We start from the raw sequence: 23,525 nt of genomic DNA, 5'->3' as shown, positions 1-23,525 counted from the left end.
GTCGACGCAGGCGTGAGTCAACAGACGGAGGTATGAGATGTCCGGCCACTCAAAGTGGGCGACCACCAAGCACAAGAAGGCCGTCATCGACGCCAAGCGCGGCAAGATGTTCGCCAAGCTGATCAAGAACGTCGAGGTGGCGGCCCGGACCGGCGGCGGGGACCCGGCCGGTAACCCGACCCTCTACGACGCCATCCAGAAGGCGAAGAAGAACTCCGTCCCGAACGACAACATCGACCGTGCGGTCAAGCGCGGCTCCGGGCTGGAGGCCGGCGGCGCCGACTACCAGACGATCATGTACGAGGGCTACGGCCCGAACGGCGTCGCGCTGCTCATCGAGTGCCTCACCGACAACCGCAACCGCGCCGCCACCGAGGTGCGCACCGCGCTCACCCGCAACGGCGGCTCGTTCGCCGACGCCGGCTCGGTGTCGTACATGTTCTCCCGCAAGGGCGTGGTGATCGTCCCCAAGGCCGGCACCAGCGAGGACGACGTCATGATGGCCGTGCTCGACGCGGGCGCCGAGGAGGTCAACGACCTCGGCGAGGCGTTCGAGGTGGTCTCCGAGCCGACCGACCTGATCCCGGTCCGCACCGCCCTCCAGGACGCCGGCATCGAGTACGAGTCGGCCGAGTCCTCCCTCATCCCCAGCGTCAACGTGCCGCTGGACGAGGAGGGCGCGCGCAAGATCTTCAAGCTGATCGACGTGCTCGAGGACTGCGACGACGTGCAGAACGTCTACGCCAACTTCGACGTCTCCGACGAGGTCATGGCCGCCGTCGGCTGAGGTCGCCCGAGGCGCCGCCGAGTCGACCCCCGCGTCGGCCCGGCGGCGCTCTGCGTTCCGGCGCCGCGCGGGAACCGTCCGCCGGCGGTCAGTCGCCCGCCGCGCGCTCCGCGATGGCCGGCAGGGCGCGCACGAACGAGGCGAGACTCTTGTACGGTTCGCCGTCCAGGACCCGTGCGGCCAGCCCGAACGGGAAGCCGGTCACGCCGAGCGCTGAGACCGCCGGGGCCCCGGGTGACGTCTCGTGCTCGACCCACTCACCGGCGTACGCGCGGATGACCACCTCGCCCGTGTAGGCGCCGATCAGCCGCCACCACAGGTCGAGGCGTTCCTCGGCGAGCGGCCCGTCGGCGAGCAGGTCGGCGCACACCTCGTCGAGCGTCGACAGGCTCTCGGGCGACCAGTCCAGCCGGCGGCCGAACTGTCGGGACACCAGGTCGACGCACTCGCCGGCGAGAGCGTGCAGGTAGGTCGGGTCCGCGCTCATGGTTGGCGATCCTCGCACAGCTCGTGCCGCCCCTCCGTCCCGCTCCGAGCGGATGGTGACCACCGCCGCGCTCGACGTCGCCGAGGGGGTCCTGACCTCGCTCGGCCCGACCGCGACGCGCGCCGGGCGACCTGGTCGCCCGGCGCTCCTCGTGTCCCGGCCGACCGTCAGCAGGACGGGCGGTGCCGGAATCCGCCCTCCACGTAGGACGCCACCCCGGCCTCGTAGTAGCCGACGCCGCTACGGATCGGGTGGCTGGTGTACAGCTCCGCCCGGGACCCGAACCGGACCAGGTACGCCTCCGCGTCCCCGGCGTCGTTGCGGATCAGCGCCCCGCGCCGCCCGTAGATGCGCTCCAGGTCGGCGAAGGACATGCCGACCGACGCGCCGGCGGGGGAGCGGGGCGGGACGGTCGCCGTGCCGACCGACACCAGCCGACCGTTCCGGAAGGCCAGCATGATCTTCCCGGCCCAGGCGCCGGTGACGCCGGCGTGGACCACCCCGGCGCAGCCGGGCGCGGTCCAGTCGATCAGGCCGGCCGCGGCGAGCCGGTCCAGCCGCGCGCCGATCCGGTACGGGCCGGCGCCGCGGACGCTGAGCACCTCGACCCGCGTGGCGGCCGCCGGGCCGCCGACCGGCGCGCGGTCGGCGACGACCCGGGCCGCCGGGCCGCCCACCGGCGCGTCGTCGGCGACGACCAGGGCCGCCGGGCCGCCCACCGGCGCGCGGTCGGCGACGGCCCCGACCGACCGGCCGCCCACGGGCGCGTGGTCGGTGGACGCCCCGGCCGCCGGGGCGTCGGCGACGGGCGGGGAGGTGACGGTCGCCGGGACGGCGGCGGTGACGGCCAGCAGCCCGGCGAGGATGGTGGGCCAGAGGTGGTTCATTGCGGGTCTCCCTTCGGTGGTTCTCCTGCCCTGTTGGTCTCCCGCCCGGCGGCTCCGGTTCGTCGGGTTCCCGACCGTCCGCGCGGGACGGCCCCGACACCGCCGGGAGTGTCGCCGCCCGGCTGCGGCGTCTACCGTCGAGTCGACGGGTGGCCGGGGTGACGATCCCGGGGGTGATGCGATGACCGCGCCGACGCGGATCGGGGCCTACCGGGTGGAGCGGCTGCTCGGGACGGGGTCGTTCGCCACGGTGTGGCTCGCGTACGACCCGGCGCTCGACGGCCGGGTGGCGATCAAGGTGCTGGCCGAGAACTGGAGCCACGACCTGCGGGTGCGGGAACGCTTCCTGGACGAGGCCCGGCTGCTGCGCCGGCTCGACCATGACCGCCTGGTCCGGGTGCACACCGTGGGCGAGCTGCCCGACGGCCGCCCGTACGCCGTGCTGGCCTGGGCGGACGGCGGCAGCCTCCGGGACCGGCTGGCAAGGGGTGCGCTGCCGGCGGCCGAGGCCGTGACGCTGCTCGACGAGATCGCGGCGGGCGTCGCGGTGCTGCACCGGCACGGGGTCGTGCACCGTGACCTGGCACCCGGAAACATCCTCTTCCGCTCCTGGCCCGGCGCCGAGCGGGTGCTCATCGCCGACCTGGGGCTGGCCAAGGCGCTCGCCGCGGCCTCCGGGCTGACCGCCCGGGCCGGCACCCCCGGCTACATGGCGCCGGAGCAGGACGACCCCCTCGCCGTCGTGGACACCCGCGCGGACGTGTTCGGGCTGGGCCGCCTCGGCCTCCGGCTGCTCGGTGACGCCGAGGTGTCGGCCGGCGCCCGGGAGGACGGGCGGGCCGGCCGCGAGCTGCCACGGCTGCGGGCCGGCGTGCCGCCGGGGGTGGCCGCCGTGCTCCGCACGGCCACCGCCGCACGGCCGGCCGACCGCTACCCGGACGCGGCGGCGTTCCGGGCGGCCCTCCGCCACGCCGCCCCATGGCTTTCCGCGCCGCCCGCCTCCGGGCCGTCCGCGCCGCCCGCCTCCGGGCACACCACGGCCCCCGCCGGGCCTTCTGGGGGCGCTGCCCTGCGGCGGCAGCCCCGGCGGCGGCTCGCCACCTCGGGGGCGGTCGCGGTGGTGCTCGTCGCCCTGGCCGCCACGGCGGGTGATGCGGCTGGCCGCACCCCGGCCGGCGCGGTGGGGCGCAGCGGGCCGCTCACCGTCGCCCTGCCGGCCGGCTGGCGGGCCGACGGCAGCGGCTGGGCCGGACAGTACGGCGACGACGGTGAGCTGGAGCCGGCGCTCGTGGTGTCCCCGGACCCGGGCCGCTGGGCGGCCGACCCCGGCCTGCCCGGCGCCTTTGTCGGTCTGTCCGCCGGCACGGCCCGCCGCACCACCCCGGAGGGTTTCCTCGCCGAGCGCCCCCACGCGGACTGCGCCGCGGCGCCGGTGCGGCGCACCCGGCAGGGCGGCGTCGACTGGGTGGTCGTCGCGTTCGCCTGCCCGGGCGACCGGCCGGTGATCGTCGAGGCCGCGGGGCGGGCCGCCGGCCCGGCCGGGCTGCTCTACGTGCAGCTCACCCCGCCTCCGGGCCGCGGCCCCGACTTCGTCGACGCCCTCCTCGCCGGCGTGCGGGTCCGGTAGGCCGCCCGCCCAGACCACCGCGGACAGACCGCCGAGGTCAGACCACCACCACCGTGATCGGGTACGTCCGCCCGTCCTGCGGGATCGTCACCACGACGGTGCCGGCCCGTACGAACCGGATGTCCACCACGCCGGCCTCGTAGCTGCGGGAGACCAGGTCCGGCCGGTCCACGGTGACCAGACCGGGCCCGATGCCCCGGATGCGCAGCACCCCGCCGGTGGCGAAGCAGAGCGACTTCAGCAGTGCCAGTTCGGTCTCGGCGAGGACCAGGTCGTAGCGCACCGCGCCGAGACAGGCGCTCGGCAGGGCGGTCGACGCCGGCGCGGCCGGCCTGGCCGTCCGGCTCCGGGTCGGTGGGGGCGGCGTGGGGCTGCGGCTCGGCCGCGTACCCGTGGATGTTTCCGGGACGGCGGCGGTGGTGGGCGGCGCGGCGGCGTCGGCGGTGCTGGCCGCCGGGGCCGGCGGACGGACCGGCAGCGGCGAGACCGGGCGGTCGGCGCAGGCCGGCGTCCCGGCGAGGACGGCGAGGACGGCGAGCGCGGGGGCGGCGCGTCGGCGGCGTCGGCGGGGCGGCTCAGCCATCGGACAACCGCCGCCGCACCTGCCGGCGGGCCTCGTGGATCCGGGACTTCACGGTCCCCTCGGGCAGGTCGAGCAGGCCGGCGATCTCGCGGTAGCTCAGCCCGAGCACGTCCCGCAGGGTCACCGCCTCGGCGAGGTCGGGCGGGACCGCGTCGAGCGCGTCGAGCAGGTCGAGCCGGGTGCCGGCCACCACGCTGGTCCGGCGGGGGTCGGGCGGGTCGGGCAGCGGCACGCCGCCGGCCTCCAGTTGCCAGCGCCGGCGCAGCACCCGGTAGGTGGAGCGCGCCCGGTTGGCGGTGAGCCGGTACAGCCAGGTGTGGAACGACGACCGCTCCTCGAACCGGGTGATCCCGCGGGCCAGCGCCAGCAGCGCGTCCTGGCAGGCCTCCTCGGCGTCCTGCCGGTGGGGCAGCAGGCGGGCGCACTGGCGCAGCACCTCGGGCCGCACGGCGACCAGCAGCGCGTCGAGGGCCTTCCGGTCGCCGCGCGCGGCCGACCGGGCCAGCTCGTCGGTACCGTCCGGGAGAGGCATCAGCGCGTCCAGTGCTCGCCGGTGGGCCGGGCCTCCAGGCTATGCCCGCCGGCGCCGGTACGACCCGGACGAGTCCGGCAGCCGACGCAACTCCGGGCCGTCTCGACCGGGTCGCCGGGGGAAACTCGGCTGACCGGCCGGCCGCGGCGCCCGTACCCTGCCGGCATGCTCGTCCCCGACCTGCCGCTGCGCACCGACCGCCTGCTGCTGCGCGCCTTCACCCCCGACGACCTGGCCGTGCTTCGCGACTACCGCGGCCGGGCCGAGGTCTGCCGGTTCCTCTACCACGAGCCCTACGACGACGCGGCCGCCCGGGCGGCGGTGGACCGGATGGTGCGGCGCACGGCGCTGCGCGCGCCGGGCGACGTGCTCAACCTGGCCGTCGTCCTGGCGGACACCGGCGAGTTCGTGGGTGACGTGCTGCTCAGCTGGACCAGCGGCGAGCACCGGCAGGGCGAGATCGGCTATGTCGCCCACCCGGACCACACCGGCCGGGGGTACGTCACGGAGGCGGCCCGGGAGATGCTGCGGCTCGGCTTCGACGGCCTCGGGCTGCACCGGATCGTCGGCCGGCTGGACGCCCGCAACACCGCCTCGGCCCGGGTGCTGGAGCGCCTCGGCATGCGGCGGGAGGCGCACCTGCGGGAGAACGAGTTCGTCAAGGGCGAGTGGACCGACGAGGCCGTGTACGCCCTGCTCGCGCGCGAGTGGCGGGCCGTGGCGGCGCGGGCCTGAGCCCGGCCGTACGCCGGTCCGGTCGCCCCCCGGTGAGGAGCGCGACCGGACCGGCGGTGTGTCAGCCGGCGGCCTTGCGGGCCTTGACCGCGCTGTCGATCACGTCCCAGACCACGATCACGGCGGTGACCACGGTGGCGATCTGGGCCACGTCCTCCGCGCCGCCCTCCCGCAGCCACGCGAACCGCTCGATCAGCGCCGGGTTGAGCAGCCGGTCGGTGAGCAGCAGCCAGACGAGCGGCGCCGCGAACGCCAGGTTGAGCGCGGCGTTGACCGCGACCAGCGGCCAGGTCCACCGGCCGGCCCGGTACTTCGCGATCTCCAGCCCCATCGTGGCGACCAGCACCACGATCAGCGCCGGCAGCCAGAAACTCCAGAGCGCCGGGTCGATCATCGGCAGCCGGGAGCCGTCGCCGGACAGCCAGGGCTGGAAGTGCTGCCAGGGCAGGAACGCGATCGCGACGAGCAGGAACACGATCGAGGCACAGCTGTCGACGAGGGTGACCTGCCGCTCCCGGGCCTCCTCGGGCAGCTGGTCGACGGTCCACTCGGGCAGGTTCAGCGAGGTGTCGGTGCGCTCCAGCACGGCGAAGCACAGGGTGACCCAGAAGGCGATCTGCACCGCCGTCTGCAACCCGCTCGCGACGCCCGCGCCGACGGCCGCGCCCGGCTCGCCGCCGACCGTCGCCTTCACCACGCCGGTCACCACGCCGACGATCGCCGGGATGAAGGTGAGCAGCGTCCGCAGGACGCGCCACCAGACCAGGAAGTAGCGCGGGCCGATGAGCTGGAGGCGCCGGTCGGTGTAGCGGGCGGCGAGCTGCTCGGGGTTGCCCAGCTCGGTGAGCACCTCCCGTTCGGCGGCGCCGCGGTCCTGCCCGCCGGCGGTCCGGTCCTCGATCATGTCCTCGATGGAGGCCCGCAGCTCGTCGGCGAGCTCCGCCCGGCGCTGCTGCGGCACGGCCCGCAGGGTGGCCGCGAGGTAACGGTCGGTCAGGGAGCTCATCGTCCCACTCCTTCGATCAGCTGGGTGACGGACGTCTGCACCGCTGCCAGGTCGTCGAGGAGGCGGCCCAGCACCGCTTCGCCGTCGTCACTGGTGCGGTAGAACTTGCGCGGCCGGCTCTCCTCGGTGTTCCACTCGCTGGTCAGCAGCCCCTGTTCCTCCAGCCGCCGGAGCAGGGGATAGAGGGTGTTGGCGTCGACCGGAAAGCCGTGCGCGGCCAGCCGTTGCAGCAGCGCGTAGCCGTAGTCGGGCCGGCGCAGGGCGACCAGGCTGGCCACCACCACGGTGCCGCGCCGTAGCTCCTGGAGATGGGTCCGGAGGACCTCGTCGCTCACCATGCGTCACACGATAGTGTGTGCCACACACTATCCGCAACCCGCACACCATTGTGTGCACCCGCACCATCGGGACGGAGAGACCCGGGCCACCCTCGGCGCGGACGGTGGAGCCGGTCAGATCGCCTCGGTAGGGTGGGTCGGTCGACTCCGACGCAGCCTTGATCCACACCCCGGGGGGCGCCACGCATGGGCGATTCGTTCGCGCATCTGCACGTACACACCGAGTACTCGATGCTCGACGGGGCGGCCCGGCTCAAGGACCTCTTCGCCGAGGCCGCGCGGCTCGGCATGCCGGCGGTGGCGATCACCGACCACGGCAACATGCACGGCGCGAACGACTTCTACAAGCAGGCCATGGCCGCCGGGGTGAAGCCCATCCTGGGCGTCGAGGCGTACGTGGCGCCGGAGTCGCGCTTCCACAAGCAGCGGGTCAAGTGGGGCCGCCCGGAGCAGAAGAGCGACGACGTATCCGGTAACGGCGCGATCACCCACATGACCATGTGGGCGGCGAACCGGGACGGGCTGCACAACCTGTTCAAGCTCAACTCGCGTGCCTCCATGGAGGGCCACTACGTCAAGTGGCCGCGGATGGACATGGAGCTGATCGCCGAGCACGCCGAGGGCATCATGGCCACCACGGGCTGCCCCTCCGGCGCCGTGCAGACCCGGCTGCGGCTCGGCCAGTTCGACGAGGCGCTCAAGGTCGCCGCCGCCTACCAGGACATCTTCGGCAAGGACAACTACTTCCTGGAGATCATGGACCACGGCCTCGACATCGAGCGCCGGGTCCGGGACGGGCTCACCGAGATCGCCCGCAAGCTCGACATCCCGCCGGTGGTCACGAACGACTCGCACTACACCCACGAGGCGCAGGCCGAGGCGCACGACGTGCTGCTCTGCGTGCAGACCGGCAGCAACGTCGCCGACCCCAACCGGTTCCGCTTCGAGGGCGGCGGCTACTTCGTCAAGTCCGCCGAGCAGATGCGCGCGGTCGACTCGTCCGAGCTGTGGCAGCAGGGCTGCCGCAACACCCTGCTGGTCGCCGAGAAGGTCGACCCGGCCGGGATGTTCGAGTTCCACAACCTGATGCCCCGGTTCCCGATCCCCGAGGGCGAGACCGAGGAGTCCTGGTTCCGCAAGGAGACCTTCGCGGGGTTGAAGCGCCGCTTCCCGAACGGCATCCCGGAGGGCCACGTCGTCCAGGCGGAGTACGAGCTGGGCGTCATCATCCAGATGGGTTTCCCGTCCTACTTCCTCGTGGTCGCCGACTTCATCCAGTGGGCGAAGAGCCAGGGCATCGCGGTCGGCCCGGGCCGCGGCTCGGCCGCCGGCTCGCTCGTCGCGTACGCGCTGGGCATCACCGACCTGGACCCGATCCCGCACGGCCTGATCTTCGAGCGGTTCCTCAACCCCGAGCGCATCTCGATGCCCGACGTCGACATCGACTTCGACGAGCGCCGGCGCGGTGAGGTGATCCGCTACGTCACCGACAAGTGGGGCGAGGACAAGGTCGCGCAGATCGCCACCTTCGGCACCATCAAGGCGAAGGCCGCGATCAAGGACTCGGCGCGGGTGCTCGGCTACCCGTACGCGGTGGGCGACCGGATCACCAAGGCCATGCCGCCCGCGGTGATGGGCAAGGACATCCCGCTGTCCGGCATCTTCGACCCGAAGCACCCGCGGTACGCCGAGGCCGGCGAGATCCGCGGCCTCTACGAGTCCGACCCCGACGTCAAGAAGGTCATCGAGACCGCGAAGGGCATCGAGGGCCTGATCCGGCAGACGGGCGTGCACGCCGCCGGCGTCATCATGTCCGCCGAGCCGATCATCGAGCACATCCCGCTGATGCGGCGGGACTCCGACGGCGTCATCATCACGCAGTTCGACTACCCGACGTGCGAGTCGCTCGGGCTGCTGAAGATGGACTTCCTCGGCCTGCGCAACCTCACGATCATCGACGACGCGGTCAAGAACATCCAGCTCAACCACGGCCAGGAGCTGGACCTGCTGGGCCTGCCGCTGGACGACAAGGCGGCCTACGAGCTGCTGGCCCGCGGCGACACCCTGGGCGTGTTCCAGCTCGACGGCGGGCCGATGCGCTCGCTGCTGCGGTTGATGAAGCCGGACAACTTCGAGGACATCTCGGCCGTGCTGGCGCTCTACCGGCCCGGCCCGATGGGCGTGGACTCGCACACCAACTACGCGCTGCGCAAGAACGGCCTCCAGGAGATCACGCCGATCCACCCGGAGCTGGAGGAGCCGCTGCGCGAGATCCTCGCCCCCACCTACGGCCTGATCGTCTACCAGGAGCAGGTGCAGCGCGCCGCGCAGATCCTCGCCGGCTACACCCTCGGCCAGGCCGACCTGCTGCGCCGGGCCATGGGCAAGAAGAAGAAGGAGATCCTCGACAAGGAGTTCATCCCGTTCCGGGACGGCTGCCGCGAGCGCGGCTACTCCGACGAGGCCATCCAGGCCGTGTGGGACGTCCTCGTCCCGTTCGCCGGCTACGCCTTCAACAAGGCGCACTCCGCCGCGTACGGGCTGGTGTCGTACTGGACCGCGTACCTCAAGGCGCACTACCCGGCCGAGTACATGGCGGCGCTGCTCACCTCCGTGGGCGACGACAAGGACAAGATGGCGCTCTACCTCTCCGAGTGCCGCCGCATGCGCATCCAGGTCCTCCCGCCGGACGTCAACACCTCGGCCGGGCCGTTCACCCCGGTCGGCGAGGACATCCGCTTCGGCCTGGCCGCCGTGCGCAACGTCGGCGCGAACGTGGTGGCGGCCATCATGCGGTGCCGCGAGGAGAAGGGCGAGTACGCCGACTTCTACGACTTCCTGTCCAAGGTGGACGCGGTCGCCTGCAACAAGAAGACCATCGAATCGCTGATCAAGGCGGGCGCCTTCGACTCGCTGAAGCACACTCGCAAGGGCCTGCTCGCCGTGCACGCCGACGCCATCGACGCGTACGCCGACGTCAAGCGCAAGGAGGCCGTCGGCCAGTACGACCTGTTCGGCGCCGGCTTCGGCGACGTGGACAGCGGCGCGGGCAGCACCACCGTCATGCCGGTCATCGGCGAGAGCGAGTGGGACAAGCGGGACAAGCTCGCCTTCGAGCGCGAGATGCTCGGCCTCTACGTCTCCGACCACCCGCTCTTCGGCCTGGAGCACGTGCTCGGCGCGGCGGCGGACACCACCATCGCCGCGCTGTCCGAGGAGGGCACCGTGCCCGACGGCGCGGTGGTCACCCTGGCCGGCATCCTGTCCGGCGTGCAACGCCGGGTCACCAAGCAGGGCCGGGCCTGGGCCTCGGCCACCCTCGAAGACCTGGCCGGCGGCGTGGAGACGCTGTTCTTCCCCAACACCTACGAGGTGATCGGGCAGTACATCGCCGAGGACGCCATCGTGGTGGTGAAGGGGCGGGTCGACCGCCGGGACGACACGCCGCGGATCATGGCGATGGACATGTCCATGCCGGACATCAGCAGCAACCCGGCGAACAAGCCGGTCACCCTCACCATCCCGGTGCACCGCTGCACGCCGCCGCTCGTGGAGAAGCTCAAGGAGACCCTGGTGCTGCACCCGGGCGACACCGAGGTGCACGTCAAGCTGCTCAACGGCGGCAAGGTCACCACGCTGCGCCTCGGCCCGTTCCGGGTGGCCGCCACCACCGCGCTGATGGGCGACCTGAAGAGCGTCCTCGGCCCGGCCAACGTGAGCTGACCGAGGCTGGGCAAGGTCATGACCAGCGGTTAAAACGCAGAGTAAATGGCGACTTCATCTGGGAACCCTAGGTTCGGCGGCGGCGCACCGCCGGTGTGCCGTCCGCTCGACCCAGGAGCCTCCCGTGAGCCAGGTACTCACCGCCGTAGCCGTGGACGTCCTCAGCGCCGCGCTGATCGCGCTCGTCACCGCCGTCGTCCGCCGATTCCTGGCACCCGTCGCCGGCTGACTCCGGTCGTCCGGCGCCGGGTCAGGGCCGGCGGTGATCCGGCCAACCGGGCCGGGTGGCGGGCGCGGCAACCGTTCGGCAGCATCGGCGCATGCCCACCACAAACCTGCTGCGGGTCCGCGACCTGGTGCCGGACTTCCTCGCCTGCATCGAGGAGTGCACCGGCACGCCCGCCGCGACCTGGCCGGACCGTTGGCGGTCCCGCTACCTCGATCGGCACCCGGACGTGTTCCGGGCGCTGGACCGGGACGGCTCCTGGTCCGGCACGGTGACGGCGGATGTTCTGCTCGGGCTCGGCGACCGGGCCGCCGATCTCGCCGCTCGCGCCGAGGCGGTACGCGCTCTCCTGCCGTCCGGCGTGGCCGCCGTGTGCGACGCCATGGCCTGGTCGAACCAGGCCGACCCGGTTGAGTGCGTGGTGCTGGTCGGGCTTCACCGGGCCAACGGCTGGGCAGACGACCTCTCCGGCCGGTTCGCGCTCTTCCTTGCCGTGGAGCAACTCGGTGCGCCCGGTGACGACCGGCTTCTCATCCTGCACGAGGCCGCGCACGTCGTGCACGACCGCCGGGCCGGGATCCGTACCTGGCCCGATCACGGGGTGGCCAATGGCCTGTTCACCGAAGGGCTTGCCACCCAGGTGTCGGCGGAACTCGACCCCGGACGGACGGACGAGGACTACCTCTGGTTCGGTCGGCCCGGCTACCGAGGCTGGTTGGACGAGTGCCGCCGCCGCTGGCCGGAGATCCTGGACCGGATCCGGGTCGACCTCGGCGCCGACGACCCTGACCACCACGCCGCCTACTTCCTCATGCGGGAGTCGCCGCTCGCCGGGGACCTGCCCAAGCGCTGCGGCTATCTGGTCGGGCTCACGGCGGTGCGACGATTGCGGGAGCGTCATTCCCTGCCCGAGGTTGCCGGCTGGCCCCTGCCCCGGGTTCGGGCGGAGATCAGCGCCGCGCTCGTGGATCTCCCCGTCCCCGCCTGAGCCGCTCCCGTGACAGGATCGGCCGGTGGATCATCAGCTGCCGCCGTCCGCCATCCACCTCCGGGACCATCTGCGGGCGCGGTTTCCCACCCGGGCGCTGGACGTGCTCCCGCCGGCCGACGGGCCCATCCATCGCCGGGTTCCCGCCTTCCACGTCCTCCGCCTTTCGCCCGGGCCGGGGGAGGGCGGCTGGCTATACGTGAGCGCCGGCCTGTGGGACGCGACCCAGAACCACGGGCACGGTCTCGAGTTCGTCCTGTACACCGCCGAGCCGTCCGACCGGAACGTGGAGACGGTGACGATGAACGCGTACTACCACGCTGCCGGCGGGCGTAACGCGCTGGACCTGGGCCACACCGTGCCGATCGGGCGGCCGTGGCTGCCCGGGTCACGTTGCGACCACCTGCTGGTGAGCCTGCCGTACATGTGGGGCCCCGACCTGGAGGTCTGCACCTTTCCTGAGGGTCACATCCGGGTGCTCTGGCTGCTGCCCATCACGCGGGCCGAGAAGACCTTCCGCCACGCGCACGGCCTCGAGGCGCTGGAACAGCGACTGGAGGAGGCGGGCATTGACCCGGCGGACCCGGCGCGGACGTCGGTGGTGGAGGCCGAACCCGGTCGGCTGCGCCAGCTGCTGCGCCGCCGGGGCTGAGACGGGCGCTCAGAGTCGGTGGCCGCCCAGCACGTCGGCGGCGGCGTCGGAGGTCTCCAGCACCACGGTGTGATAGCTCTCGATGCGCGACAGGACCGCGTCGCGGGGGCCGTCGCGCCAGGCGTCGCTGCCGTAGAAGGCCGCCTCCTGCGCGTCCCGCACCGCCAGGGACGGGAAACCCCGGATCAGGTACGCCTCCTCGTGGCCGTCCTCCCGGGCCAGGGACGCCCCGGCGGCCACCACCCGGATGCCGAAGCGGCCGAGCAGCGGCGCGGCCTCCTCGCGCATCACCCGGACGAACTCGTCGATCGTCCCGGGCTTCAGGCGGTAGGTGCGGATCTCGAGAATCATCGACGACCTCCGGGGTGGATGCGAGGCTCACGCTGTCCGTGGTGATCCTGCCCCACCCGGACGGCTCACGTCGGCCGGTACTCCACCTCGGGGCGGCCCGGTGTGCCGTAGCGGGGGGCGCGGACCGCGCGGTCGGCGGAGACCAGGTACTCCAGGTAGCGCCGGGCGGTCACCCGGGAGATCCCGGTGCGGTGGCCGACCTCGGTGGCGGAGAGCCCACCGTCGCCGAGGGCGGCCAGCACGGTGTGCAGGGTCTGCTCGTCCAGGCCCTTGGGCAGCGTGTGCCGGGTCGCCCCGCGCAGGGTGGCGAACATCCGGTCCACCTCGTGCTGCGCGCCCACCTCGCCGTCGGCGAGGGCCTGCCGCCGGTACTCGGCGTACCGCTCCAGCTTGTCGCGGAACGCGGCGAAGGTGAACGGCTTGAGCAGGTAGTGGGTCACCCCGAGGGACACCGCGGTGCGGACCACGGCGAGGTCCCGCGCCGAGGTCACCGCCAGCACGTCGACGCTGCTGCCCGCCGCCCGCAGGGCCCGGCACACGTCCAGGCCGTGCAGGTCGGGCAGGCGGAAGTCGAGCAGGACCAGGTCGACGTCCGTGCCGTCGCGCTGGCGCAGCGCGGCCATCGCCTCCCGCGCGGTGTGCGCCACGCCGACCACCACGAAGCCGGGCACCCGTTCGGTGTACGCCCTGTGCGCCTCGGCCAGCAGCGGCTCGTCCTCGACCACCAGCACCCGGACGTCGCTCATCGCGCTGCCCCCGGCACCGGCAGCCGGACGGTGAACAGCGTCTCCCCGTCGTCGGTGCGGGTCACCTCCGCGGCGCCACCGTGCCGGCGGACCACCTGCCCGACCAGCGCCAGGCCGAGCCCCCGGCCGGCGCTCTTGGTGGACCAGCCGCGCCGGAACGCGTCCGCCACCCGGTCCGGGTCCAGCCCGGGGCCGCTGTCGCGGACCCGGACCACCAGCTCGTCGTCGATTGCCCCCACGAAGACCCGCACCCGGCGCGGCGGCGGGGCGCCGGCGACCGCCTCCAGGGCGTTGTCGACCAGGTTGCCGACCACGGTGAGCAGGTCGGTGGTGGGCAGCGGGCTGTCGTCGAGCCGGCAGTCCGGCTCGATCACGAGGTCCACGCCGCGCTCGCCGGCCTGCGCCGACTTGCCGAGCAGCAGGGCGGCCAGCGCCGGTTCGGTCACCGCACCGACCACCCGGTCGGTGAGCTGCTGGGCGAGCGCCAGGTCGCGGGTGGCCAGGCGGACCGCCTCGTCGGTGCGGCCCAGCTCCACCAGGGTGAGCACGGTGTGCAGCCGGTTCGCCGACTCGTGGGTCTGCGCCTGCAGCGCCTCGGTGAGGGCGCGGACCGAGTCCAGTTCGCTGGCCAGGTTGCGCAGTTCGGTCTGGTCGCGCAGGGTCAGCACGGTGCCGAGCGGCGCCCCCTCGAAGCGGGTGGTCCGCTGGTTGGCCACCAGCACCCGGTCGCCGGCCAGGACCGGCTCGTCGTGCGCGTCCCGGCCGGAGCCGAGCAGCTCGGACACCGCCGGCGGCAGGTCGATCCCGCCGACCGGCCGGTCGGTCACGGCGGCGTCGTCGGCCAGCCCGAGCAGGCGACGGCCCTCGTCGTTGACGAGCGCCACCCGGCGGTCCCGGGTCAGCACCAGCAGCCCCTCGCGGACGGAGTGCAGGACCGCGTCGTAGTACTCGTACATCCGGGTCATCTCGCCCGGCCCGAGCCCGTGCGTCTGCCGGCGCAGCCGGCGGCTGAGCAGCCAGGAACCGGTCGCCGCCAGGGCCAGGGCGGGTGCGGCGGCGCCGAGCAGCACCGGCACCTGGGCGAGCAGCTTCCGGTCGATCGCCCGGGTGGTGATGCCCACCGAGACCAGCCCGATGATCCGGTGCTCGTCGTCGTAGACGGGGACGACCGCGCGCACCGACTCGCCGAGCGTGCCGACGTTGGTGACCGTGAACGGCTCGCCGGACAGCGCCGGGCCGATGTCGCCGATGAACGGCTGCCCGAGGAGGTCAGGGCTCGGGTGCGAGTAGCGGGTCCGGTCCGGGGCCATCACCACCACGAAGTCCGTTCCGGTGGCCACCCGGGTGGCCTCCGCGTACGGCTGGAGGGTGGCCGACGGGTCGGCGGCCGTGAGGGCCGCGCGGACGTTGGGGGAGCCGGCGACGGCCTGCGCCACGGCCAGCACCTCGTCCTTCGCGGCCTGCCGGGAGTCGCTGCGGGCCAGCCAGACGGCGCCGGCCGCCCCGGCCAGGACGAGCAGCGTCACCACCACCGCCTGGAGGGCGAAGAGCTGCCCCGCGATGCTCCACTGCCGTCGGGCCACCGATCCCCTCCTCCCGCCCCGGTCGTCCCGCAAGTCTGGCGCACCCGCCCGGTCCGGTTTCGACCGCGAGCCGACGGAGGTGAACAGAATGAACGCAAGCGTGCCCCGGGCTGAGACCGGCGTCACATTGTCGGCATGGACACCACCACCACATCCACCCCCGAGGCCGCCCGGCCCGCCCGCCGGGACCGGACCCGGTACCTCTACCTGGCGGTCATCGTGGCCGTCCTCGCCGGCATCGTGGTCGGCCTCGTCGCACCCGAGGTCGGCAAGGAGTTGAAGCCGCTGGGCACCGGCTTCGTGAACCTGATCAAGATGATGATCAGCCCGGTCATCTTCTGCACGATCGTCCTGGGCGTCGGGTCTGTCCGGCAGGCGGCCCGGGTCGGCAAGGTGGGCGGCCTCGCGCTGGGCTACTTCCTGCTCATGTCGACGGTGGCGCTGGCCATCGGCCTGGTGGTCGGCAACATCATCCACCCCGGCTCGGGCCTGAACCTCGGCCCGGAGGTGGCCGACGCGGGCAAGTCCGCCGCCGGCGGCGAGAGCGGGGACACCGTCGAGTTCCTGCTCGGCATCATCCCGACGTCGCTGTTCTCCGCGCTGACCGAGGGCTCGGTGCTCCAGACCCTGCTCGTGGCCCTGCTGGTCGGCTTCGCCGTCCAGGCCATGGGTCGGCGCGGTGAGCCCGTGCTGCGTGCCGTGGAGGTGATCCAGCGCCTCGTCTTCAAGGTGCTGGCGATGATCATGTGGGTGGCCCCGATCGGCGCCTTCGGCGCGATCGCCGCGGTGGTCGGCGCGACAGGCGTGGACGCGCTGACCAGCCTGGCCCAGATCATGCTCGGCTTCTACGCCACCTGCCTGATCTTCGTGATCGTGGTGCTCGGCACGCTGCTGCGGCTGGTGTCGGGCGTCTCGATCTTCTCCCTCCTGCGGTACCTGGGCCGGGAGTTCCTGCTGATCCTGTCCACCTCGTCGTCGGAGTCGGCGCTGCCCCGGCTGATCGCCAAGATGGAGCACTTCGGCGTCAGCAAGCCGGTCGTCGGCATCACCGTGCCCACGGGCTACTCCTTCAACCTCGACGGCACCGCCATCTACCTGACCATGGCCGCGCTGTTCATCGCCGACGCGCTGGGCAAGCCCATGGCGGTCGGCGAGCAGATCGGCCTGCTCGCCTTCATGGTCATCGCCTCGAAGGGCGCGGCCGGCGTGACCGGCGCCGGCCTGGCCACCCTGGCCGGCGGCCTCCAGTCGCACCGCCCGGACCTGGTCGACGGCGTCGGGCTGATCGTCGGCATCGACCGGTTCATGTCCGAGGCTCGGGCGTTGACCAACTTCGCCGGCAACGCGGTGGCCACCGTGCTGGTCGGCACCTGGACCGGCGAGTTCGACCGGGCGCAGGCCCACGCCGTGCTCAGCGGCCAGCGCCCGTTCGACGAGGCCACCATGCTCGACGACGAGGACCGGGCCGACGGGGCCCCCGAGCCGGACGGCCCGTCGCGCCGGGCCGCCCTGGCCGACGCGCCGTCCTGAGCCGACCGCCCGGCCGGGCCCGCCGGACCCACAGTCCGGCGGGCCCGGCGGCGCGGGCGGGGACCACGAGGCGGGGATTGGCCGTCCCGCTGGCCGGTGGTGATCGTTAGCGTCGGTGGCATGGACGTGGAGCAGGCGCAGAAGCTGTGGCAGCCGGAGCCCGGCTGGTTGAACACCGCCAGTTACGGGCTGCCGCCCGAGCCGGCCTGGCAGGCGTTGCAGGACGCCCTGGCGGACTGGCGGGTGGGCCGGATCTCCTGGGAGGGCTGGGGTGTCGCCGCCGAGCGCGCCCGCGCCGGGTTCGCCCGGCTGGTCGGCGTGGCCCCGGAGGACGTGACGATCGGCAGCACCGCCTCGCAGCTGCTCGCCCCGGTGGCGGCCGCGCTGCCCGCCGGCGCCACGGTGGTCGTACCCGAGGTGGAGTTCACCTCCAACCTGTTTCCCTGGCTGGTGCAGCAGGAGCGGGGCGTCCGGGTCCGCACGGTGCCGCTGGCCGGCCTGGTCGACGCGATCGACGCCGACACCGACCTGGTCGCGTTCAGCCTCGTGCAGTCCGCCGACGGCGCGGTCGCCCCGTACGAGACGATCGTCGCGGCGGCCCGGGCGCACGGCGCGCTCGTCGCGGTGGACGCCACCCAGGCCGCCGGCTGGTTGCCCTTCGACGCCGGGCTGGCCGACGTGGTGGCCGTGGCCGCGTACAAGTGGTTGATGGCGCCGCGGGGCGCGGCCTTCGGCTACCTGGCGCCGGCGCTGCGCGAGCGGCTGCGTCCCGACGCCGCCGGGTGGTACGCGGGCGCGGACCCGCACGCCTCCTACTACGGCCCGCCGCTGCGGCTGGCCGACGACGCCCGGCGGTTCGACATCTCGCCGGCCTGGTTCAGTTACGTCGGCGCGGCGCCCGCCCTGGACCTGCTCGCCGAGATCGGGCTGCCGGCCGTGCACGCCCACGACGTGGCGCTGGCCAACCGGTTCCTCGCCGGGCTGGGCCGGCCGCCCGGCAACAGTGCGATCGTCGCCGTCGAGGTGCCGGGCGCGCAGGAGAAGCTGGCCCGGGCCGGGGTGCGGGCGGCGGTCCGCGCCGGACGGGTCCGTGCCGCGTTCCACCTCTACACGACTGAGGAGGACGTCGACGTGGCCCTGACCGCGCTGACCGGCTGAGGCGGCGGGGCTCCCACCCCGGGACCGGGTGGGAGCCCCGCCGCGTCAGGCCAGGTGGCCGCCGATCTTGGTGTATCCGCGCAGCAGGTCGCGGGAGATGATCAGCCGCTGCATCTCGTCGGTGCCCTCGAAGATCCGGTACAGCCGGACCTGCCGGTACCAGCGCTCGATCGGCAGTTCCCGGGTGTAACCCATGCCGCCGTGGATCTGGAGCACCCGGTCGACCACCCGGTTGACCATGCCGGCGCCGTAGAGCTTGCCCATCGAGGAGGCGTGCCGCGGGTCCAGGCCCTGGTCGACAGTCCACGCCGACTTCAGCACCAGCCAGCGGGCCGCCTCCAGCTCGGTCTCCGAGTCGGCGATCATCCACTGGATCGCCTGGTTGGTGCCGATCTTCGCGCCGAAGGTCTCCCGGGTGTTGGCGTGGTCGATGGCCATCTGCAGGGCCCGCTCGGCGATGCCGATGGCGTGCGAGGGGATGGTGTAGCGGCCCTTGCCGATCCACTCCATGCCCAGCGTGAAGCCCTGGCCGATCTCCCCGAGGATGTTGCGGTGCGGCACGCGTACGCCGTCGAAGATCAGCGACGCCGGCCCGCCCTCGCCCATGGTCTGGATGAACTCCGACCGCCAGCCCATCGCCCGGTCCACCAGGAACGCGGTCGCGCCGCCGTTGCGGGCGCCCTTCTCCGGGTCGGTCACCGCCACCACGATGGCGAAGTCGGCGTCGTTGCCGTTGGTGATGAACGTCTTCTCGCCGTCGAGGACCCAGTCGTCGCCGTCGCGGCGGGCGCGCAGCTTGATGTTCGCGGCGTCCGAGCCGGCGCCCGGTTCGGTGATCGCGAAGCAGGAGATCCGCTCGCCCTCGATGGTGGGGAGGAGGAATTCGCGCTTCTGCTCCTCGGTGGCGTGGAACAGGATGTTGTCGGCCTCGCCGCCGAAGCGGAACGGCACGAACGAGCGGCCCAACTCGGTCCAGATCAGCGACTGGAGCACCGCGGGCAGGTCCATCCCGCCGTACTCCTCGGGGGTGGCCAGGCCCCAGAAGCCGAACTTCTTCGCCTTGAGCTGCAACTCGCGCAGCTCGGAGCGGTCCAGGCCGGGCTGGTGGGCGCGCTCACGGCGCAGCACCTCCTGCTCCAGCGGCAGCACCTCGCGGGTGACGAACGCGCGCACGGTGTCCCGGACGGCCCGTTCCTCGTCGGACAGTGCGAAGTCCACGATGCTCCCTCGGTCGGCGTGGCGGTGGAGCGCCACCGTGCGGCGGCGCTCGCTCTTAAACTAGCGGTGTAAGTTTTCATCCGTCCAGACCCCTCGTCCGACCGTCGCGGTGAGGCTCCGCGGCCGTGCCCCCGCTAGGGTGCGTGAGCAGGTGTTTTCGACGGGGGAGGCGGAGTGGCGGGATTCGACCGACGAGGGGCGCTCGGCGGAGCCGTCGGCCCGGCGCGGGTGGGCTGACGTGCCGCGACCCCGCCAGGCCCTGCTCAACCGGGACCGGATCGTCGAGACCGCGCTCGCGCTCATCGACGCCGACGGCCTCGGCGCGCTCTCCACCCGCCGGCTGGCCGCCGCGCTGGGCGTGCAGGGCCCCTCGCTCTACAACCACTTCGCCACGAAGGACGACATCCTCGACGCCGTCGCGGACAGCGTCACCGGGACCGTCGACGTGAGCGTGTTCGACCGGTACGACTGGGTCGAGGCGCTGCGCCGCTGGGCCCGGTCCTACCGCGAGGCGCTGGCCGCGCACCCGAACATCGTCCCCTACCTGGCGCAGGGGCCCGGCCGCCGGCCGGCCGCGCTGGCCATGGCCGACGCGGTCTACGGCGCGCTGGTCCGGGCGGGCTGGCCGCCGGCCCGGGCCACCCACATCGGCGCCGCGCTGCGCTACTTCGTGGCCGGGTCGGCGCTCGGCTCGTTCGCCCGCGGCTTCGTGGAGGACCCGGAGCTGTACGCGGCCCATCCGCACCTCACGCAGGCCCACCGGCTGCGCGGCCACCAGCGCAGCGTCGACGAGGGCGCGTTCACACTGGGCCTGGACGCGCTGCTGGACGGCCTCGCTGCCGAGTACGCCCGGACGGTGGCCCCTCTGGAACGCGGCGGCGCTCCGGGGTAGCGTCAAAACTCCCACTGCTAGTTTCCCGCCCCTGAAGGGACGCCATGGATCTCGCCGACGCGCCCCCCGCCCTGCTGGTCCGCCGCCATCTGCACGTCGCCGGGGACTGGGTCGACCCGGCGGACGGCGGGACGATCCCGGTCGAGAACCCGGCCACCGGGGAGATCATCGGGCAGGTCCCCGCCGGCACCCCGGCCGACGTGGACCGGGCCGTCGCCGCCGCCCGGGCCGCCTTCCCCGGCTGGGCCGCCACGGCCCCCGCCGAACGGGCCGCCCACCTCGACCGGCTGCACGCCGCGCTCGCCGCCCGGGCCGACGAGATCGCCCGCACCGTGGCCCTCGAACTGGGCACCCCGCTCAAGCTCGCCACCCGGGTGCAGGCCGGGCTGCCGCTGACGGTGCTGCGCAGCATGGTCGACCTCGCCGCCCAACCGCCCGCCGAGGAGACCGTCGGCAACTCCCTCGTCGTCCGCGAGCCGGTCGGCGTGGTCGGCGCGATCACCCCGTGGAACTACCCGCTGCACCAGGTCGTCGCCAAGGTGGCCCCGGCCCTCGCCGCCGGCTGCACGGTGGTGCTCAAGCCCAGCGAGCTGACGCCGCTCACCGCGTACCTGCTCCTCGACGCGGTCACCGAGGCCGGGCTGCCGCCCGGGTTGGTCAACCTGGTGCCCGGCACCGGGCCGGTGGTCGGCGAGGCGCTCGCCGCCCACCCCGACGTCGACCTCGTCTCGTTCACCGGCTCCACGGCCACCGGCCGCCGGATCGCCCACCTGGCCGCCGACCGGATCGCCCGGGTCGCCCTGGAACTCGGCGGCAAGTCGGCAAACGTGATCCTCGCCGACGCCGACCTGCCCACCGCCGTCAAGGTCGGCGTCGGCAACGCGCTGCTCAACTCCGGCCAGACCTGCACCGCCTGGACCCGGATGCTGGTCCACCGCGACCGCTACGCCGAGGCGCTGGACCTGGTCACGGCGGCCGTCGCCGGCTACCGGCCGGGCGACCCGTTCGACCCGGCCACCCGGCTGGGTCCGCTGGTCTCCGCGGCCCAGGCCGAGCGGGTCCGCGGGCACGTCGACCGGGCCCTCGCCGACGGCGCCCGGCTCGTCGCGGGTGGCCCGGATGCGCCGCTGCCGCCGCGCGGGCACTTCGTCGCGCCCACCGTGTTCGCCGACGTGCACCCGGACAGCGCCCTCGCCCAGGAGGAGGTCTTCGGTCCGGTGCTCGCCGTCATCCCGTTCGCCGACACCGACGAGGCGGTCGCCATCGCCAACAACTCCCGGTACGGGCTGGCCGGCGCGGTCTGGTCCGCCGACGAGGAGGCGGCGGTGGCCGTGGCCCGGCGGCTGCGTACCGGCCAGGTGGACGTCAACGGGGGCGCCTTCAACCCGCTCGCCCCGTTCGGCGGCTACAAGCAGTCCGGCCTGGGCCGTGAGCTGGGCGGGTACGGCGTCGAGGAGTTCACCGAGCTGAAGGCGATCCAGCGGTGAGGGCGCTCGTCGTCCGCGGTCGGGGCGCCACACCGGCAGTCGAGGAGGTACGCCTGCCCGACCCCGGGCCGAACGAGCTGCGGGTCCGGATCCGGGCCGCCGGCATCTGCCACTCCGATCTGGCCATGGTGGACGGCACCGTGGCGCCCACGTACCCGCTGGTGCTCGGGCACGAGGCGACAGGCGTGGTGGCCGAGGCCGGCCCCGGCGCCCGGCTGGCCGTCGGCACGCCAGTGGTCCTCAACTGGGCGCCCGCCTGCCGCGCCTGCTGGCACTGCCGGCACGGCGAGCCCTGGCTCTGCGCCGCCAACACCGGCGCCTCGGTGGCCCGGGGGGAGACGGCCGACGGCGGCCCGCTCCAGGTCACCCTGGGTCTCGGCGCGCTCGCCGAGGAGGTGGTGGTGCCCGAGCGGGCCGCCATCGCCGTCCCGCCCGGCCTGCCGCCGGAGCAGGCCGCGCTGCTCGGCTGCGCGGTCCTCACCGGCACCGGCGCGGTCCGCAACACCGCCCGGGTCGCGCCCGGCGAGTCGGTCGCGGTGATCGGCCTGGGCGGGGTCGGCCTCGCCGTGCTGACCGCCGCCCGGCGGGCCGGCGCGGGCCCGATCCTCGCCGTCGACGTGGCCGAGGCGAAGCGGGACCTGGCCCTCGCCGCCGGAGCCACCGACTTCCTCCGCTCCGACGACACCCTGGCCAAGGAGGTCCGGGCGCGCACCGAGGGACGCGGCGTCGACCACGCCTTCGAGTGCGTCGGCCGGTCCGTCACCATCCGGGCCGCCTGGCGCTGCACCCGGCGCGGGGGAGCGGTCACCGTGGTCGGCATGGGCGCCAAGGACGACCTGCTCAGCCTGTCGGCGCTGGACATCTTCCACTCGGCGCGCACGCTGCGGTCCTCGGTCTACGGCTCGTCCGACCCGGACCGCGAGGTGCCGGAGCTGGCCGCCGCGCTCGCCGACGGCAGCCTGGACCTGGCCCCGCTGGTCAGCGGCACCGTCCCGCTGGACGAGGCGCCCGCGGCGCTGGACCGGCTGGCCCGGGGCGAGGGCGCCCGCTGGGTGGTCACCTTTCCGGACTGACCTCGGGCCCGCCCTCGACAAGCACGGCGATCCCGTCGAGCAGCCGGCGCAGGCCGAAGTCGAAGACCGTCTCCAGATCCACGTCGACGCCGCCGCTGGTCAAGGCGTCCATGGTGGCCAGCCCGCCGCCGGCCATCAGCTGCTGGAACGTGGCCTGCTGGCGCTCCACCCACTGGTCGTGGCTGAGCCCGGTGTCCTGCACCGCCCGGGCGCCCATCTCCAGGTTCGTGGCGATGCCCTTGACGTACGCCATCAGGGTGATCGCCACGTGCCAGCGCACCTGCCGGTCCAGGCCCAGCCCGGCGGTGGCCCGCAGGGCCCGGTCGGTGTGCGCCATGCCGTGCGGCAGCGGCTGCGGCCGGGCGATCGAGATGACGTGCGGCACCCAGGGGTGCCGCCGGTAGACGGCCCACTGCGCCCGGGCCAGCACGTCCAGGCGGGCCCGCCAGCCGGCCGGCTCGGTGGCCGGTAGCGGGGCGTCGGCCAGCGCCGCGTCGGCCATCGCCAGGATCAGCTCGTCCCGGCCACGCACGTGCCGGTAGAGCGACATGGTGGCCACGCCCAGCTCGGCGGCGATCTGCCGCATGGACACCGCGGCCAGTCCGCCCTCGTCGGCCAGCGCCACGGCGGTGCGCAGCACCCGCTCCCGGCTCAGCTCCGGCTCGGGCCGCCCCGGCTCCCGCCGTGGCTCGGCGACCACGGTGCCGGCACCCGGGCGGGTCAGCACCAGGCCCTCGGCGCGCAGCAGGGCGAGCACCCGGGTCGCGGTGGCGATGGCCACCCCGTGCTCGCGGGTGAGCTGCCGGGCCGAGGGCACCCGGTCGCCGGGCCGCAGCTCGCCCAGGTCGATGCGGCGGCGGATCTCCGCGGCGATCCGCCGGTACGGCGGCTCCGCACCCGGTGACATTCCGGCAGC

22 protein-coding genes are annotated in these 23,525 nt (G+C 73.9%); 11 read left to right on the top strand and 11 right to left on the bottom strand.

Translation table 11 applies throughout. The features are described 5' to 3' along the window. Positions 1 to 37: 37 nt before the first annotated feature. On the top strand, positions 38 to 787 hold the full coding sequence (locus GA0070603_RS08875; protein WP_091310004.1) for a YebC/PmpR family DNA-binding transcriptional regulator: 750 nt from the start codon (positions 38 to 40) through the stop codon (positions 785 to 787). An 88-nt stretch (positions 788 to 875) separates the two neighbouring features. Here the strand turns inward: GA0070603_RS08875 and GA0070603_RS08870 are convergent, their stop codons facing one another. Both GA0070603_RS08870 and GA0070603_RS31955 read right to left on the bottom strand, forming a co-directional pair. Next, positions 876 to 1,274 carry a hypothetical protein gene (locus GA0070603_RS08870; RefSeq protein WP_091310000.1) on the bottom strand — a complete coding sequence of 133 codons (399 nt, stop codon included), beginning with the start codon at positions 1,272 to 1,274 and terminating at the stop codon, positions 876 to 878. 167 nt (positions 1,275 to 1,441) lie between these two features. Then, positions 1,442 to 2,161 carry a hypothetical protein gene (locus GA0070603_RS31955; RefSeq protein ID WP_244282463.1) on the bottom strand — a complete coding sequence of 240 codons (720 nt, stop codon included), beginning with the start codon at positions 2,159 to 2,161 and terminating at the stop codon, positions 1,442 to 1,444. Positions 2,162 to 2,342: 181 nt separating this feature from the next. Here GA0070603_RS31955 and GA0070603_RS08860 point away from each other — a divergent pair, with 181 nt between their 5' ends. Next, entirely contained in the window at positions 2,343 to 3,788 is a 1,446-nt protein-coding gene (locus GA0070603_RS08860) for a serine/threonine-protein kinase (RefSeq protein ID WP_091309997.1), read from the top strand. Positions 3,789 to 3,825: 37 nt separating this feature from the next. Here GA0070603_RS08860 and GA0070603_RS08855 read toward each other — a convergent pair whose 3' ends face one another. Beyond that, positions 3,826 to 4,371, bottom strand: coding sequence for a hypothetical protein (locus tag GA0070603_RS08855; RefSeq protein WP_091309993.1), 546 nt, complete (start codon positions 4,369 to 4,371; stop codon positions 3,826 to 3,828). Further along, entirely contained in the window at positions 4,364 to 4,903 is a 540-nt protein-coding gene (locus tag GA0070603_RS08850) for an RNA polymerase sigma factor (protein WP_091309989.1), read from the bottom strand. The genes GA0070603_RS08855 and GA0070603_RS08850 overlap by 8 nt, the downstream gene beginning before the upstream one ends. A gap of 165 nt (positions 4,904 to 5,068) precedes the next feature. Between GA0070603_RS08850 and GA0070603_RS08845 the strand changes: the two genes are divergently transcribed. Next, positions 5,069 to 5,638: a GNAT family N-acetyltransferase gene (locus tag GA0070603_RS08845; protein ID WP_091309986.1), complete on the top strand. Its 570-nt coding sequence runs from the start codon at positions 5,069 to 5,071 to the stop codon at positions 5,636 to 5,638. Positions 5,639 to 5,699: 61 nt separating this feature from the next. Here GA0070603_RS08845 and GA0070603_RS08840 read toward each other — a convergent pair whose 3' ends face one another. Both GA0070603_RS08840 and GA0070603_RS08835 read right to left on the bottom strand, forming a co-directional pair. Then, entirely contained in the window at positions 5,700 to 6,644 is a 945-nt protein-coding gene (locus GA0070603_RS08840) for a permease prefix domain 1-containing protein (RefSeq protein ID WP_091309982.1), read from the bottom strand. Further along, positions 6,641 to 6,982: a PadR family transcriptional regulator gene (locus GA0070603_RS08835; protein WP_091309963.1), complete on the bottom strand. Its 342-nt coding sequence runs from the start codon at positions 6,980 to 6,982 to the stop codon at positions 6,641 to 6,643. Before GA0070603_RS08835 ends, GA0070603_RS08840 begins: the two co-directional genes overlap by 4 nt. A gap of 186 nt (positions 6,983 to 7,168) precedes the next feature. Between GA0070603_RS08835 and dnaE the strand changes: the two genes are divergently transcribed. The 3 genes from dnaE to GA0070603_RS08820 all read left to right on the top strand — a co-directional run bounded on the left by dnaE (position 7,169) and on the right by GA0070603_RS08820 (position 12,571). Further along, on the top strand, positions 7,169 to 10,705 hold the full coding sequence (dnaE, locus tag GA0070603_RS08830; RefSeq protein WP_091309958.1) for a DNA polymerase III subunit alpha: 3,537 nt from the start codon (positions 7,169 to 7,171) through the stop codon (positions 10,703 to 10,705). Between the two features lie 320 nt (positions 10,706 to 11,025). After that, complete coding sequence (locus tag GA0070603_RS08825; protein ID WP_091309954.1) at positions 11,026 to 11,919, top strand: hypothetical protein; 894 nt, start codon at positions 11,026 to 11,028, stop codon at positions 11,917 to 11,919. A 25-nt stretch (positions 11,920 to 11,944) separates the two neighbouring features. After that, positions 11,945 to 12,571, top strand: coding sequence for a suppressor of fused domain protein (locus GA0070603_RS08820; RefSeq protein WP_208862842.1), 627 nt, complete (start codon positions 11,945 to 11,947; stop codon positions 12,569 to 12,571). Between the two features lie 9 nt (positions 12,572 to 12,580). On the opposite strand, the gene GA0070603_RS08815 is transcribed toward GA0070603_RS08820, so the two are convergent. The 3 genes from GA0070603_RS08815 to GA0070603_RS08805 form a co-directional block, all read right to left on the bottom strand. Beyond that, the gene (locus tag GA0070603_RS08815) at positions 12,581 to 12,922 is read right to left on the bottom strand and encodes an NIPSNAP family protein (RefSeq protein ID WP_091309950.1); all 342 of its coding nucleotides are present in this window, start codon (positions 12,920 to 12,922) and stop codon (positions 12,581 to 12,583) included. Between the two features lie 65 nt (positions 12,923 to 12,987). Beyond that, the gene (locus tag GA0070603_RS08810) at positions 12,988 to 13,668 is read right to left on the bottom strand and encodes a response regulator (RefSeq protein ID WP_091309946.1); all 681 of its coding nucleotides are present in this window, start codon (positions 13,666 to 13,668) and stop codon (positions 12,988 to 12,990) included. Further along, positions 13,665 to 15,251 carry a sensor histidine kinase gene (locus GA0070603_RS08805; protein ID WP_091309943.1) on the bottom strand — a complete coding sequence of 529 codons (1,587 nt, stop codon included), beginning with the start codon at positions 15,249 to 15,251 and terminating at the stop codon, positions 13,665 to 13,667. The genes GA0070603_RS08810 and GA0070603_RS08805 overlap by 4 nt, the downstream gene beginning before the upstream one ends. A gap of 135 nt (positions 15,252 to 15,386) precedes the next feature. Between GA0070603_RS08805 and GA0070603_RS08800 the strand changes: the two genes are divergently transcribed. Beyond that, positions 15,387 to 16,781: a cation:dicarboxylate symporter family transporter gene (locus GA0070603_RS08800; protein ID WP_091309940.1), complete on the top strand. Its 1,395-nt coding sequence runs from the start codon at positions 15,387 to 15,389 to the stop codon at positions 16,779 to 16,781. A gap of 120 nt (positions 16,782 to 16,901) precedes the next feature. Next, positions 16,902 to 17,939: an aminotransferase class V-fold PLP-dependent enzyme gene (locus tag GA0070603_RS08795; protein WP_091309936.1), complete on the top strand. Its 1,038-nt coding sequence runs from the start codon at positions 16,902 to 16,904 to the stop codon at positions 17,937 to 17,939. Between the two features lie 45 nt (positions 17,940 to 17,984). Here GA0070603_RS08795 and GA0070603_RS08790 read toward each other — a convergent pair whose 3' ends face one another. Beyond that, positions 17,985 to 19,157, bottom strand: coding sequence for an acyl-CoA dehydrogenase family protein (locus tag GA0070603_RS08790; RefSeq protein ID WP_091321708.1), 1,173 nt, complete (start codon positions 19,155 to 19,157; stop codon positions 17,985 to 17,987). A gap of 238 nt (positions 19,158 to 19,395) precedes the next feature. Here GA0070603_RS08790 and GA0070603_RS08785 point away from each other — a divergent pair, with 238 nt between their 5' ends. From GA0070603_RS08785 to GA0070603_RS08775, 3 genes are read left to right on the top strand one after another with little or no spacing between them, the layout of a single operon-like run. Beyond that, positions 19,396 to 20,049, top strand: coding sequence for a TetR/AcrR family transcriptional regulator (locus tag GA0070603_RS08785; RefSeq protein ID WP_091309932.1), 654 nt, complete (start codon positions 19,396 to 19,398; stop codon positions 20,047 to 20,049). Between the two features lie 44 nt (positions 20,050 to 20,093). Next, positions 20,094 to 21,536 carry an aldehyde dehydrogenase family protein gene (locus tag GA0070603_RS08780; RefSeq protein ID WP_091309929.1) on the top strand — a complete coding sequence of 481 codons (1,443 nt, stop codon included), beginning with the start codon at positions 20,094 to 20,096 and terminating at the stop codon, positions 21,534 to 21,536. Then, the gene (locus GA0070603_RS08775; RefSeq protein ID WP_091309925.1) at positions 21,533 to 22,609 is read left to right on the top strand and encodes a zinc-binding dehydrogenase; all 1,077 of its coding nucleotides are present in this window, start codon (positions 21,533 to 21,535) and stop codon (positions 22,607 to 22,609) included. Before GA0070603_RS08780 ends, GA0070603_RS08775 begins: the two co-directional genes overlap by 4 nt. Here GA0070603_RS08775 and GA0070603_RS08770 read toward each other — a convergent pair. Beyond that, positions 22,593 to 23,516, bottom strand: a complete 924-nt coding sequence (locus GA0070603_RS08770; RefSeq protein ID WP_091309922.1) for a TetR/AcrR family transcriptional regulator C-terminal domain-containing protein — start codon at positions 23,514 to 23,516, stop codon at positions 22,593 to 22,595. The genes GA0070603_RS08775 and GA0070603_RS08770 overlap by 17 nt on opposite strands. Positions 23,517 to 23,525 lie beyond the last annotated feature (9 nt).

Origin of the sequence: Micromonospora chersina, assembly GCF_900091475.1 — a bacterium.
In the GTDB taxonomy this organism is placed as follows: Bacteria; Actinomycetota; Actinomycetes; order Mycobacteriales; family Micromonosporaceae; genus Micromonospora; species Micromonospora chersina.
The sequence above is the reverse complement of the archived record's forward strand: the minus strand, read 5'-3'. Positions and strand labels throughout refer to the sequence as shown.

Coding starts and splice junctions, on each gene's coding strand:
- GA0070603_RS31955 (WP_244282463.1), bottom strand. CDS start 2,161: ATGAACCACCTCTGGCCCACCATCCTCGCCGGGCTGCTGGCCGTCACC.
- GA0070603_RS08840 (WP_091309982.1), bottom strand. CDS start 6,644: ATGAGCTCCCTGACCGACCGTTACCTCGCGGCCACCCTGCGGGCCGTG.
- GA0070603_RS08825 (WP_091309954.1), top strand. CDS start 11,026: ATGCCCACCACAAACCTGCTGCGGGTCCGCGACCTGGTGCCGGACTTC.
- GA0070603_RS08855 (WP_091309993.1), bottom strand. CDS start 4,371: ATGGCTGAGCCGCCCCGCCGACGCCGCCGACGCGCCGCCCCCGCGCTC.
- GA0070603_RS08770 (WP_091309922.1), bottom strand. CDS start 23,516: ATGTCACCGGGTGCGGAGCCGCCGTACCGGCGGATCGCCGCGGAGATC.
- GA0070603_RS08800 (WP_091309940.1), top strand. CDS start 15,387: ATGGACACCACCACCACATCCACCCCCGAGGCCGCCCGGCCCGCCCGC.
- GA0070603_RS08875 (WP_091310004.1), top strand. CDS start 38: ATGTCCGGCCACTCAAAGTGGGCGACCACCAAGCACAAGAAGGCCGTC.
- GA0070603_RS08860 (WP_091309997.1), top strand. CDS start 2,343: ATGACCGCGCCGACGCGGATCGGGGCCTACCGGGTGGAGCGGCTGCTC.
- GA0070603_RS08850 (WP_091309989.1), bottom strand. CDS start 4,903: ATGCCTCTCCCGGACGGTACCGACGAGCTGGCCCGGTCGGCCGCGCGC.
- GA0070603_RS08810 (WP_091309946.1), bottom strand. CDS start 13,668: ATGAGCGACGTCCGGGTGCTGGTGGTCGAGGACGAGCCGCTGCTGGCC.
- dnaE (WP_091309958.1), top strand. CDS start 7,169: ATGGGCGATTCGTTCGCGCATCTGCACGTACACACCGAGTACTCGATG.
- GA0070603_RS08815 (WP_091309950.1), bottom strand. CDS start 12,922: ATGATTCTCGAGATCCGCACCTACCGCCTGAAGCCCGGGACGATCGAC.
- GA0070603_RS08845 (WP_091309986.1), top strand. CDS start 5,069: ATGCTCGTCCCCGACCTGCCGCTGCGCACCGACCGCCTGCTGCTGCGC.
- GA0070603_RS08870 (WP_091310000.1), bottom strand. CDS start 1,274: ATGAGCGCGGACCCGACCTACCTGCACGCTCTCGCCGGCGAGTGCGTC.
- GA0070603_RS08780 (WP_091309929.1), top strand. CDS start 20,094: ATGGATCTCGCCGACGCGCCCCCCGCCCTGCTGGTCCGCCGCCATCTG.
- GA0070603_RS08835 (WP_091309963.1), bottom strand. CDS start 6,982: ATGGTGAGCGACGAGGTCCTCCGGACCCATCTCCAGGAGCTACGGCGC.
- GA0070603_RS08795 (WP_091309936.1), top strand. CDS start 16,902: ATGGACGTGGAGCAGGCGCAGAAGCTGTGGCAGCCGGAGCCCGGCTGG.